The organism is Streptomyces sp. NPDC042638 (assembly GCF_040647235.1).
GTDB lineage: Bacteria > Actinomycetota > Actinomycetes > Streptomycetales > Streptomycetaceae > Streptomyces > Streptomyces rameus.
In genome coordinates this window covers 1-14,125 of the sequence record NZ_JBEZBT010000064.1, presented here as the reverse complement: position 1 = coordinate 14,125, position 14,125 = coordinate 1, and the positions used below count along the sequence as shown (strand labels likewise).

1 protein-coding gene is annotated in these 14,125 nt (G+C 76.0%); it reads left to right on the top strand.

Going from position 1 to position 14,125, the window contains the following annotated elements:
- Nucleotides 1-3 precede the first annotated feature (3 nt).
- Nucleotides 4-14,073: an amino acid adenylation domain-containing protein gene (locus AB0B40_RS33310; protein WP_362267235.1), complete on the top strand. Its 14,070-nt coding sequence runs from the start codon at nt 4-6 to the stop codon at nt 14,071-14,073.
- Nucleotides 14,074-14,125: the final 52 nt, after the last annotated feature.

The following is a 14,125-nucleotide window of genomic DNA, read 5'->3' as shown; positions in this document are numbered from 1 at the left end:
ACCATGACGTCTTCGACGCCTTCGACGCCTTCCAACCCCTCCGGCTCCGGACGGCCCTCCAGGCGGGACCGGGCCGAGGCCCTGCCCGAGGAGATGCGGGAGGCGCTGCGGCGCCGGCTCGCCGGGCGGGCCGGCGGCGCAGCCCCGGCCGCCCGGCAGGGCATCCCGCGCGCCGACCGGGACCGCCCGCTGCCGCTGTCCTTCGCGCAGCAGCGCCTGTGGTTCCTGGACCGGCTGCGGCCCGGCGACGCCCGCTACAACAGCGCGGTCGCGGTCCGCCTCACCGGCGCGCCCGACCGCGACGCGCTGCACGCGGCCCTCGCCGCCGTCGTGGCCCGGCACGAGGCCCTGCGCACCACCTTCGAGGAGACCGACGGCCGACCGGTGCAGCGCGTGCGCCCGGCGCTCGAGGTGCCGCTGCCGCTGCGGGACACCGACGACCTCGACGCGGACCTGCTCGCCGAGTACTCCCGCCCCTTCGACCTGCGGAACGGGCCGCTGCTGCGGGCCCTGCTGCTGCGTGAGTCGGCGACCTCGCACGTCCTGCTGCTGACGGCCCATCACATCGTCACGGACGGCTGGTCGATGGGCGTGGTCCTGGACGAGCTGTGCACCGCCTACGACGCCCTCGCGCACGGCGCCGCACCGGAGCTGCCCCCGGTCACCACGCAGTACCCGGACTTCGCGGTGTGGCAGCGCGCACAGCTCTCCGGGCCCCGCCTCGAACGCCAACTCGCGCACTGGAAGGAGCGACTGGCCGGGTCGGTGGCACCCGAGCTGCCCCTGGACCGGCCGCGGCGCGGCGAGGAGGCCGGCGAGGGCGCCGTCCACACCTTCACCGTCCCCGCCCGGCTCACCACGCGCCTGCGCGACCTGGCGGGCGAACAGCACAGCACCCTGCACACCGCCCTCGTCGCCGCCACCCAGGCCCTGCTGGCCCGCTGGTCCGGCCAGGACGACATCACCGTCGGCTCCCTCACCCCCGGCCGGTCCCGCACCGACCTGGAACGGACCGTCGGCTTCTTCGTGAACACCGTCGCGCTCCGTACCCGGGTGGACGCGTCCGCGACCTTCCGCGACCTGCTGGCGGAAGCGGCCGGCACGGTCAACGACGCCTTCGCGCACGGCGACACGCCGTTCGAGCGGGTCGTCGAGGCGGTGGGTGCCGCACGCGAGGCGGGCCGTAACCCGCTGTTCGACGTGATGGTCCTGCTGCACCCCGACCCGCCCGCCGCGTCGGCCCCGCACGGGCTCGCCGCCACGCCGGTCGCCGTGCCCCGGCAGGCGGCCACCTTCGACCTGAGCGTCGAGTTCGTACCGGACGGCACGGGCCTGACCGGTCTGCTGGAGTACCGCACCGACCTGTTCGACGCGGCCACGGCCGAGCGGCTGGCCGGACAGCTGCTGCGCCTGCTCCAGGGTGCCGCCGACGCCCCGGACCGCCCGCTGGGCAGCCTGCCCCTGCTGTCCGAGGAGGAGGTGCGGCGCGTCGTCCACGAGTGGAACACCACCGTGCCCCACCCCGTGGACGACACCGCCTACCCCGAGATCTTCGAGCGCCGCGCGGCCCGGACCCCCGAGGCCCTCGCCCTCGTCGCGGGCGGCGAACGGCTGGACTACGCCACCCTCAACGCCCGCGCCAACCGGCTCGCCCACCACCTCATCGCCCGCGGCGCCGGTCCCGAACAGCTGGTCGCGCTGCGGCTGCCGCGCACCGCCGACATGATCGTCGCGATCCTCGCCGTCTGGAAGTCCGGCGCCGGCTACCTGCCGCTGGACCCCGCCCTGCCCGAGGAGCGGATCCGGTTCCTGCTGGACGACGCCCGCCCGGCCCTGGTCCTGGACGAGACCGCCCTGCGCGCCGTACCCGCGGCCGGCCCGGACACCGACCCCGCCGACGCCGACCGGCGCGCCCCGCTGGACCCCGAGCACACCGCGTACGTCATCTACACCTCCGGCTCCACCGGCCGCCCCAAGGGCGTCGCCGTGAGCCACCGCTCGGCGGCCCACCTGCTGGCCGCCCACCGGGCCGGCTTCGTCGCCGAGGCGGGCGGCGGCCCGCTCAGGGTCGCGCTCACCGCGTCCTTCTCCTTCGACACCTCCCTCGAAGGCGTCCTGCTGATGGCCGACGGCCATCCGCTGCACCTGGTCGACGAGGTGACCCGGATGGACCCGGCCGCCCTGGTCGAGTACGTCGTCGCGCACCAGGTCGACTTCCTCGACGTCACCCCCTCCTACCTGCGGCAGCTGCTGCCCGCCGGGCTGCTCACCGACCCCCGGCACCGCCCGCGGGTCCTCATGCTCGGCGGCGAGGCCGTCGGGTCCGCGCTCTGGCACGAGCTGGCCGCCCACCCGGACGTGGCCGCCCACAACTTCTACGGACCCACCGAGTGCACGGTCGACGCGCTGTCCTGCCGTATCGAGGGCGGCGACCGCCCGCTGGTGGGCCGCCCCCTGCCCGGGGTGCGCGCCTACGTGCTGGACGGCCGGCTCCAGCCGGTGCCGCCCGGGGTCGGCGGCGAGCTGTACCTCGCGGGCGCCCAGCTGGCCCGCGGCTACACCGGCAGGCCCGGCCTGACCGCGGCCCGCTTCCTCCCCGACCCCTACGGGCCGCCCGGCACCCGCATGTACCGCACCGGCGACCTCGCCCGGTGGACCGCCGACGGCCGCCTGGACTATCTCGGGCGCGCCGACGACCAGGTCAAGGTGCGCGGCCACCGTATCGAGCCCGGCGAGATCGAGGCCGCCCTGCTCGCGCTGCCCGGCCTCACCGCCGCCGCGGTCGTGGCCGTGCCCGACGCGCACGGCCACACCCGCCTCGCCGCCTACGTCGTCCCCGCCCCCGGCGCGCCCCGGCCCGACCCCGCCGGCCTGCGCGCGGCCCTGCGCCGCGTCCTGCCCGACCCCCTGGTGCCGTCCTCCTTCACTCCGCTGGGCGCGCTGCCGCTGACCACCAGCGGCAAGCTGGACCGCCGCGCCCTGCCCGCCCCCGACCTCGAAGGCGGCGGCCCGCAGCGGGAGTTCGTCGCTCCGCGCACCCCCGAGGAGGAGACCCTCGCCGGCATCTGGGCCGAGGTGCTCGCAGTGGCCCGGGTGGGCGTCACGGACAACTTCTTCGAGCTGGGCGGCGACTCGATCCTGAGCATCCAGGCCGTCTCCCGGGCCCGCGCCGCGGGCCTCGGCATCAACTCCCAGGACGTCTTCCGGCACCAGACCGTCGCCGACCTGGCCGCCGCCGCGTCCCGGCGCACGGCCGCCGTGCCCGCGCCCCGGCTCCCGCACGAGGACGGCCCCGCCCCGCTCACCCCGGTCCAGGAGTGGTTCTTCGCCACGCACGGCCCGCTGCGGCACTTCAGCATGTCGATGCTCCTCGACCTGCCGCACGACCTCGACGAACCGGCGCTGGAACGGGCGTTGGAAGCCGTCGTGGCCCACCACCCCGCGCTGCGGACGCGTTTCACCCGCACGGCGGAAGGGATGCGGCAGCACCCCGGCACCGGCCCCGCCACCGGACTGCTCACCCGCCACGGCCCCGGGACCCCACCCGCCGAGGCCGCCGAAGCCGCCCGCGCGGCCCTGGACCCGGCCACCGGCACCCTGCTGCGCGCGGCCCTGCTGACCGGCCCGGAGCGCCCGCGACTGTTCCTGACCGCCCACCACCTGGCCGTGGACAGCGTCTCCTGGCGTGTGCTGCTCACGGCCCTGGAACGGGCCTACCGGCAGGCCGCGGCGGGCGAGGACGTGCGGCCGGAGCCCGAGCACACCCCGTTCGCCGACTGGGCGCGCGCACTGGCCGAACGGGTCAGAGCCGGCGGCCTGGACGACGACCTGCCGTACTGGACCCGGGAGACCGCACCGCCGCGCACCCCGCTCCCCGTCGACCTCCCCGGCACCCCGCTCGCCGGGTCCGTGCGCACCGTCCGCACCCGGGTGGACCGCGCCACCACCGAGGCGCTGCTGCGCCGGGTGCCGGGCGTGTACCGCACCCAGGTCAACGACGTGCTGCTGAGCGCGCTGGGCCGGGTGCTGGCCGACTGGACGGGCGCGGACCGGGTGACCGTCGCCCTGGAGGGCCACGGGCGGGAGGAGGACCTGACCGACGGCGCCGACCTGTCCCGCACGGTCGGCTGGTTCACCACCCAGTACCCGGTCACCCTGACCCCGGCGGACCCGGACGACTGGGCCGGCACACTCAAGGCCGTCAAGGAACGGCTGCGGGCCGTGCCCCGTCGCGGCCTGAGCTACCAGGCGCTGGGCCACCTCGGCTCCCCCCGGCCGGAAGCCCGCGCCCTTGGGGAACTGCCGCTTCCCCAGGTGTGCTTCACCTACCACGGCCAGTGGGAGGCGCCCGCCGGAGGGGACTTCGCGCCCGTCGCCGACGTCCCCGGCCGGGACATGGACCCCGGCGCGCCCCTGGACCACCTCCTGGACGTGTCCGCCCTGGTCGCCGACGGCGAGCTGGAGATCACCTGGCACTACAGCGACCAGGTGCACCGGCCCGGCACCGTCCGGGAGCTCGCCGACGGCATGGTGCGGGCCCTCGCCGCCATCGCCGGACACTGCGCCCGGCCCGGCGCGGGCGGCCGTACCCCCTCCGACTTCCCGCTGGCGGGCCTGGACCAGGCCGGCGTGGACCGCCTGGCCGGTGACGGCCGGGACGTGCTGGACCTGCTGCCGCTGACCCCGCTCCAGGAGGGCATGCTCTTCCACCGGCTGGTCGGCGGACCGGACGACGTGTACGTGGACCAGGCCGCCCTGCTCCTGGAGGGGGTGAGCGACCCCGAGGCCCTCGCCCTGGCCTGGCAGCGGGTGACCGACCGCACCCCCGCCCTGCGCACCTCGGTGGTGTGGGAGGGCGTACCGGTGCCGCTCCAGGTCGTCCACCGGCACGTACGGGTCCCGGTCGACCAGTTGGACTGGCGGGAACTCGACGCGGGGGAGCGGGCCGCGCGGCTGGACCGGCTGCGCGCGGACGACCTCGCACGCGGCCTGGACCTCGGCACGGCCCCCCTGATGCGGCTCACCCTCGTCCGGCTGCCCGAGGCCCGGCTGCAGCTGCTGTGGACCTCCCACCACCTGATCCTGGACGGCTGGAGCCTGGCCCAGGTGCTCACCGAGGTGTTCGAGGAGTACACGGCGCTCACCACGGGGGCCACGCCCCGGCCCCCGGCGCGCCGGCCGTTCGGCGACTACGTGCGCTGGCTGGCCGGCCAGGACGGGGAGGCCGCACACGCGCACTGGCGGGACACCCTCGCCGGGTTCGCCACCCCCACCCCGCTGCCCGCCGACCGCGTCCGGCGGCCGGGGCACGAGACCCGCTCGGCGGGCGTGCACACGGCCGGGCTGTCCGACGAGGTCTCCGCGCGGCTGGCCCGTACCGCCCGCGCGGCCGGGCTCACCCTCGGCACCGTGGTGCAGGGCGCCTGGGCGCTGCTGCTGTCCCGCTACAGCGCCGAGCGGGACGTGCTGTTCGGGACCACCGTCTCCGGGCGCCCCGACGACCTGCCCGGCGTCGAGTCGATGGTGGGCATGTTCATCAACACCCTGCCCACCCGCGTCCGCGTGGACGGCGGCCGGACCGCCGTCGCCTGGCTCGCGGAACTGCAGGAAGCGCAGGCCGAGGCACGGCGGTTCGCGGCGGTGTCCCTCGCCGAGCTGACCTCGCTGAGCGACGTGCCCCCCGGCAGCCCGCTGTTCGACAGCATGGTGGCCTTCGAGAACTACCCCTTCGACGAGGCCCGTTCGGCGGGCTCCGGCATACGCCTGGCGGACGTCTCCGCCCGCGACGCCACCAACTACGCCCTCGTGCTGCGGGCCTACCAGGGTGAGCGGTTCGGCTTCGACCTGGCCTACGATCCCGAGCTGTTCGACGCCACCACGGTGCGCGGCCTCGCCGACCGGCTGTGCCTGCTGCTCCGCGAACTGGCCGACGACCCGTACCGGCCCGTGCACGCCCTCGCCTGGACGACCGCCGAGGAGCGGCGGCGGATGCTCAACGACTGGAACGGCACCGAGGAGGGCCGGCCCGCCGACACCCTGGACCGTCTCTTCGCCGCCCAGGCCGCCCGCACCCCCGATGCCGAGGCCGTCACCTGCGGCGACGAGCGGCTCGACTACGCCACCCTGGACGCGCGCTCCGCACAGCTCGCCCACCGGCTCGCCGAACTCGGCGCCGGACCGGAGACGTTCGTGGCCCTCGCGCTGCCCCGCTCCACCGACCTCGTCGTGGCCGTCCTCGCCGTCCTCAGGACCGGTGCCGCCTACCTGCCCGTCGACCCCGCCCTGCCCGCCGAACGCCTCCGCCACCTGCTCGCCGACGCCGCGCCGGTGGCACTGGTGACCACGGCCGGGACCCGGGCCGGGACCACGGTGCCGCTCCTGCTGCTGGACGATCCGGGCGTACGGGCCGACCTGGACCGGCGCCCGGCCGCCGGCCCGGCTCCCCGCGCGCTGCCCGAGAGCCCCGCCTACGCCATCTACACCTCCGGCTCCACCGGCCGGCCCAAGGGCGTCGTCGTCCCGCACGCCAACGTGGTCCGGCTGTTCACCCGCACCCGGCACTGGTTCGGCTTCGGTCCCGACGACGTGTGGACGCTGTTCCACTCCTACGCCTTCGACTTCTCGGTGTGGGAGCTGTGGGGCCCGCTGCTGCACGGCGGCCGGCTCGTCGTCGTCCCCGAGGACACCGCCCGCTCCCCGGAGGACTTCCTGCGCCTGCTCGCCGACGAACAGGTCACCGTCCTCAACCAGACGCCCTCCGCCTTCTACCCCCTCAGCCGGGCCGACGCCGAACTCCCCGGCGTCGGCGCCCGGCTGGCGCTGCGCACGGTGATCTTCGGTGGCGAGGCGCTGGACGTGACCCGGCTCGCCGACTGGTACGCCCGGCACCCGGACACCGCGCCCCGCCTGGTGAACATGTACGGCATCACCGAGACCACCGTGCACGTCACCTATGCCGAGCTGGACCACGCGACGGCCCGCCCCGGCACCGCCAGCCCCATCGGCACCGGCATCCCCGACCTGCGGCTCTACGTCCTCGACGACACCCTCCGCCCGGTCCCGCCCGGCGCCGTCGGCGAACTGTTCGTCGCCGGGGAGGGCCTGGCACGCGGCTATCTGAACCGGCCCGGCCTGACCGCGGCCCGCTTCCTCGCCGACCCCTTCGGGCGGCCCGGCACCCGCATGTACCGCACCGGGGACCGGGCCCGCTGGCGGGCCGACGGCACCCTTCAGTACCTGGGCCGCGCCGACCAGCAGGTGAAGATCCGCGGCTACCGCATCGAGCCCGGCGAGATCGAGGCCGCCCTGCACAGCCACCCGGGCGTCGGCGCGGCCACCGTCGGCGTGTACGAGGACACCGCCGGGACGCGCCGGCTGGTCGCCCACGTCGTCGGCACCGGCTCCGGTGACCGCACCACCGCGGCCCCGCCCGCCGCCGAACTCCGCGCCCACCTGGAGGGGTTGCTGCCCGCGCACATGGTGCCGGCCGCCTATGTGCCGATGGCCGCGTTGCCGCTCACCGTCAACGGCAAGCTCGACCGGCGCGCCCTGCCCGCGCCCGGCCCCGACGGCTTCGCCGCCGACGGCACGCGGACCCCGCCGCGCACCACCGCCGAACGGCTGGTCGCCGCCGCGTGGACCGATGTCCTGGACACCGGCGAGGTCGGCGCCGACGACGACTTCTTCGCCCTCGGCGGCGACTCCATCCTGGCCGTCCGCGTCACCTCCCGGCTGCGCGCCGCCTTCGGCACGGACGTCTCTCCCCGGCTGCTGTTCACCCACTCCAGGCTGTCCGACCTCGCGACCGCACTGGGCGGACCCGGGGCGGGCAGCGCCGCCGGCGTCATTCCGGCCGCCGCCCCGGACGCCCCGGCCCCCCTGTCGTACGCCCAGCAACGCCTGTGGTTCCTCGACCGGTTCGAGCCCGGCAGCACCGAGTACACCACCCTGTCCGTGCTGCGGATGCGCGGCCCGCTCGACACCGCCGCCCTGGGCACCGCCCTGGACGGCCTGGTCGCCCGGCACGAGGCCCTGCGCACCACCTTCGCCGAACACGACGGCCAGGCCCGGCAGATCGTCCACCCGCCACGCCCCGTCGACCTCCCGGTGGAGGACCTCGCGGACCCCGCGGCCCTGGACGCGCTCCTGGACCGTGTGGCCGCCACCCCCTTCGACCTGGCCACCGGACCCCTGCTGCGCGCCCGCCTGGCCCGGCTCGGCGCCGACGAACACGTCCTCGTCCTGGCCGTGCACCACATCGTCACCGACGGCTGGTCCGTCGGCGTACTCGCCCGGGACCTCGGCGAGCTGTACGCGGCGGCCCTGGAGGACCGCCGCCCCGACCTGCCCGGCCTGCCCGTCCGCTACACCGACTACGCCACCTGGCAGCGCGCCCGCGCCGACCGGACCGAGGCCGAACTCGTGCACTGGCGCCGGGCCCTGGAGGGCGTGAGCCCGCTGGAGCTGCCCACCGACCGGCCGCGTCCCGCCGTACGCACCCGCGACGGCGCCCTGGTGACCTTCACCCTGCCCACCACGCTGACCGAGCGGCTGCGCGAGCGGGGCCGGGAGGCCGACGCCACCCTCTACATGACCCTCGTGGCCGCCTGCCAGGTCCTGCTCGCCCGCTGGGCGGGCCAGGAGGACGTCACCGTCGGTACGGTCACCGCCGGCCGTGAACGGTCCGAACTGCACGACGTGGTCGGCATGTTCGTGAACACGCTGGTGCTGCGCGCCCGGGTCCGCCCCGGCCTGTCCTTCCGGGAACTGCTGGCCGAGGTGCGCACCACCGTCCTGGAGGCGTTCGCCCACCAGGAGGTGCCCTTCGAGCGCGTGGTGGACGCCCTCCAGCCCGAGCGGGACACCAGCCGCACCCCGCTGTTCCAGGTCATGGTCGCCCTGCACAACCTCGGCGCCGAGCCGCCCCGGCTGCCCGGACTGGCGGTGGAACCGGTGACCCCGCCGGTCCGCAACGCCACCTTCGACCTGGCCTTCGACTTCGTGACCGGTGACGACGGTCTCACCGGCTACCTCGAGTACAACACCGGCCTCTTCGACGCCGACACCGCCGAACGCCTCGCCGCCCGGCTGCGTGTCCTGCTGGAGGCCGCCGCCGAGGACCCCGGGCAGGCCGTGGGGGGTCTGCCCCTGATGACCGACGGCGAGCGGCGGCAGGTCCTCCGGTGGAGCCAGGGAGCCCGGCTGCCCCAGCCGGACACCACCTTCCCCGCCCTGTTCGAGGCCCAGGCCGCCCGCACCCCGCACCACACCGCCCTGGCGGCCCGCGACACCACCCTGGACTTCGCGGCGCTGAACCAGCGGGCCAACCGGCTCGCCCACCACCTCATCGCCCAGGGCGCAGGCCCCGACGACGTGGTCGCCGTACGGCTCCCCCGCACCTCCGAGCTGGTCGTCGCGCTGCTCGCGGTCCTCAAGGCGGGGGCGGCCCTCCTCTGCCTGGACCCCGAACTCCCGCAGGACCGGGCGGACTTCCTGATGAGGGACGCCCGCCCGCACACCCTGCTGACCGGCCTCGGCGCGGTGCCCTGGGACCGGCTGCCCGCCCATGACCCGACCGACGCCGACCGCGTCCGGCCCCTGCTGCCAGGGCACACCGCCTACATCGTCTACACCTCCGGCTCCACCGGCCGCCCCAAGGGCGTCGCCGTCGAACACCGGCAGCTGGTCAACCTCTGCCACGACCACCGGACCGGCCTGCTCGCCCCGCACACCGCCGGCGGACGGCGGCTGCGGGCCGCGCTCAGCGCCTCCTTCTCCTTCGACACCTCCTGGGAAGGACCGCTCCTCCTCGCCCTCGGCCACGAGGTCCACCTGATCGACGAGGACGTACGTCTGGACCCGCAGGCGTTCTGCGCCCAGATCGCCGCGGACCGCCTCGACCTGGTCAACGTCACCCCGTCCTTCCTGCGCGAACTGACCTCCGCCGGCCTGCTCGCCTCGGGCCGCCACCACCCCGGCCTCCTGCTCGTCGGCGGCGAGGCCGTCACCCCGGCCGGCTGGCGCGAACTCGTGCGCGCCGAACGGGAACTGGGCGTGGCGGTGTACAACATGTACGGGCCCACCGAGTGCACCGTCGACGCCGTCTACGGCCGCTGCGCCGACCGGCCCGACCGACCGGTCATCGGCCGCCCCGGCGGCAACCTGCGTACGTACGTGCTCGACGGCGCCCTCCGGCCGGTACCGCCCGGCGTGCCCGGCGAGCTGTACCTGGCCGGGGCACAGGTGGCCCGCGGCTATCTGAACCGCCCCGGCCTCACCGCCGCCCGCTTCCTCGCCGATCCGTTCGGCGCGCCCGGGGAGCGGATGTACCGCACCGGGGACCGGGCCCGCTGGGACCGGGACGGGCGGCTGGAGTTCCTCGGCCGGGTGGACGAGCAGGTCAAGATCCGGGGGTTCCGCATCGAGCCCGGCGAGGTGGAGGCCGCCCTGCTGGACCACCCGGACGTCGCCGACGCCGCCGTCACCGCACGCGAACACGCCGGACGCCGCATGCTCGTCGGCTACGTGGTGCCCGCCGCCGGCCGCGTCCCGTCCGCCGACGTCCTGCGCCTGGCGCTGCGCCGCACGCTGCCCGACCACATGGTGCCCGCCGCGTTCGTCCCGCTCGCCCGCATCCCCCGCACCACCAGCGGCAAGACCGACCGGCGCGCCCTGCCCGCCCCGCCGGCCCAGCCCGACAGCACCACCCCGTACGTCGCCCCCCGGCCGGGCACGGAGGAGCGCCTGGCCGGGATCTGGGCGGAGGTGCTCGGCGTCGAACGCGTCGGCGCGCGCGACAACTTCTTCGCGCTCGGCGGCGACTCCATCCTGAGCATCCAGATCGTCGCCCGCGCCCGGCAGGCCGGACTCGCCCTCACCACCAAGGACGTCTTCCGTCACCAGACGGTCGCCGAACTCGCGCTGCGCACCCAGGAGTCGGCGCCGCGGACCGACGCGACCGGCGACACCACGCCCGGCGAGGCGCCGCTCACGCCGATCCAGCACTGGTACCTCGACGGACGCGACCCCGCGCAGCGGCTCCGCTTCACCATGACACAGCGCCTCGAACTCGCCCCGGACGCGGACGGGCACGCGCTCCAGGCCGCCACCGACGCCCTCGTGCGCCGGCACGCGGCCCTGTGCACGCGGTTCCGCCACACCCCCGACGGCTGGCGGCAGGAGGTCCTGCCCGGCGCACCGCAGGGCGTCTTCACCCGCCACGACGTGGCCGGCCCGGACGGCACGGCCCTGGAGAGCGAGGTCCAGCGCCTCACGGACCAGGCCCAGGCCGCCCTCGATCCCACCACGGGACGGGTCCTGCGCGTCCTGTACCTCGACCGCGGCCCGTCGCGCCCGGGGCAGCTCGTCATCACGGCACACCACTTGGTGATCGACGGTGTCTCCTGGCGCATCCTGCTGGCGGACCTGGAGACCGCTCACCGGGCGGCGGCGGCCGGCGACCCGGTCGACCTGCCCGCCGCGGGCACCTCCTACGGCCACTGGGCCACCCGGCTCGACCGGCACACCCGCTCCGGGGCCCTGGACGCCGACCTGGCGTACTGGACCCGCACCGGCACGGCCCCCGCCGAGCTGCCCGCCGGACGGCCCGGCCCGAACACCCACGGCACCGCCGCCACCCTCACGGCCACCCTGGACGCGCAGACGACCGACGCCCTGCTGCGCAAGGTCCCCGAGACCTACCGCACCCAGGTCAACGACGTCCTGCTCAGCGCCCTCGGCCGCACCCTGGCCCGCTGGTGCGGGCGGGACACGGTCCTGCTCGGCATGGAGGGCCACGGCCGGGAGGACCTCTTCGAGGACGTGGACCTGTCACGGACCGTGGGCTGGTTCACCGCCGAGTTCCCGCTCGCGCTCACCGCCGACCCGGACGCCGGCTGGCACGACACCCTCCGCTCGGTCAAGGAGCAGCTGCGCGCGGTACCCCTGCACGGCCTGAGCCACGGCGCCCTGCGCCACCTCGTGCCCGGCAGCCCGCTCGCCGGCACCCCGGCACCCCTGGTCGGCTTCAACTACCACGGCCAGTGGGACACCGGCGGCGCCGACGGCCTCTTCCGCGGCTCGCTTCCCCCGGCCGGCCGGGACACCGACCCGGACGAACCCCGCCCCTACCTCCTGGACATCACCGGTGTGGTCCAGGGGGGCCGCCTCGAACTCGGCTGGACCTACCCGGCGGAGGTCTACGACGAGACCACCGTCCGCCGGCTCGCCGAGGAGACCCTCGCGGCCCTGCGGGACATCGTCGCGCACTGCGCCCGCCCCGACGCGGGCGGCCGTACCCCCTCCGACTTCCCCCTCGCCGGTCTCGGCCAGGACCGGCTCGACCGGCTCGTCGGCACCGGCCGGCACGTCGAGGACGTGCTGCCGCTCACCCCGCTCCAGTCCGGCATGCTCTTCCACGGCCTCGTGGACACCGAGCACGCCTACTTCGACCGCACGGCCGTACGGCTGGCCGGCGTGACCGACCCGGGTGCCTTCGCCGCCGCCTGGCAGCAGGTCGCCGACCGCACCCCGGCGCTGCGCACCAGCGTCCACTGGCACGGCCTGCCCCACCCGGTCCAGGTGGTCCACCACCGCGCCGAACTGCCCGTCACCCACCTCGACTGGCGCGCCCTGACACCGGAGCGGCGCGCGGAGGCCACCGAGCGGCTGCTCGCCGAGGACCGCGCGGCCGGCATGGACCTCACCACCGCGCCGCTCACCCGGCTCACCCTGGCCGCCCTGCCCGGCGACGAGGTGCTGCTGGTCTGGTCGACCCACCACATCGTCCTCGACGGCTGGAGCACCGGACAGCTGCTCACCGAGGTGTGCGAACGCTATGCGGCGCTCACCGGCGGACCGGACCCGGCACCCCCGGTGCGGCGGCCCTTCGCGGACTTCCTGCACTGGCTGCGCGAGCAGGACGAGACGGCGGCGCGGCGGCACTGGGCCGACACCCTCGCCGGGTTCACCTCCCGCACCCCGCTGCCCTACGACCGCACACCGGCCGAGGCCCATCGCGCCCGGTCCGCCGCCGCCGTCCCGCGCGAGCTGGACGCGGAGGTCTCGCGGCGGCTGCGGGAGGCCGCGGCCCGCGCCGGTCTCACCGTCAACACCGTCCTGGAAGGCGCCTGGGCGCTGCTGCTGGCCCGTTCCAGCGGCCGGGACGACGTGGTGTTCGGCACCACCGTCTCCGGCCGGCCGGCCGAACTGCCCGGCGTCGAGAGCATGATCGGCATGTTCATCAACACCGTGCCGACCCGCGTCCGCGTCCCCGCCGGGCCGGTGCTGCCCTGGCTGCGCGGGCTCCAGGATCGGCAGAGCGACGCCCGCCGCTTCGACTTCCTCGCCCTGCCCCACATCCAGGCCGTCAGCGAAGTCCCGAGCGGGGAAGCGCTGTTCGACAGCATGGTGGTGTTCGAGAACTACCCGGTGGACGAGTCGGCCACGGCCCGCACCGGCGTCCGGGTCGAGGAGGTGCGCGCCGACGACGCCACCACGTTCCCCTGGTGCCTGCGCGCCCACCTGGCCGACCGGCTCGGCTTCGACCTCGCCTACGACCCCGCCCTGTTCGACCCCGCCACCGCCGAACGCGCCGCCGACCGGCTGGCCGCCGTGCTCACCGCCCTCGCCGACGGCTTCGACACCGACCTCGCCGACCTGGACCTGTTCACCGCGGCCGACCGCGACCTGGTCGCCGCCTGGAACACCACCGCCCGCCGGGCCGCCCCGCGCAGCCCCGTCGACCTGTTCGCCGAGCAGGCCCGCCGCACCCCGGACGCGACCGCGGTCCGGGACGGCGACCGCGAGCTGACCTACCGTCAACTGTACGCGTGGTCCGCCTCGCTGGCCGCACGGCTGGCGGCGGACGGGCTGGCGCCCGAGGACCGGGTGGCACTGCTCCTGGACCGCTCCGCCGAACTCGTCGTCGCCCAGCTCGCGGTCCTCATGGCCGGCGGCGCCTACGTCCCCGTCGACACCCGCGCTCCCGAGGAGCGCCGCCGCACCCTGCTCGACCAGGCCGGCGCGACCGTCCGGCTCACCGCCACGGCGGTGACCGCCGCCCGGCCGGAGTGAGTCGGGCAGGTCGGGGTGCTTGTACAGGCCGGCGGCGACGTCGATGCGGAAG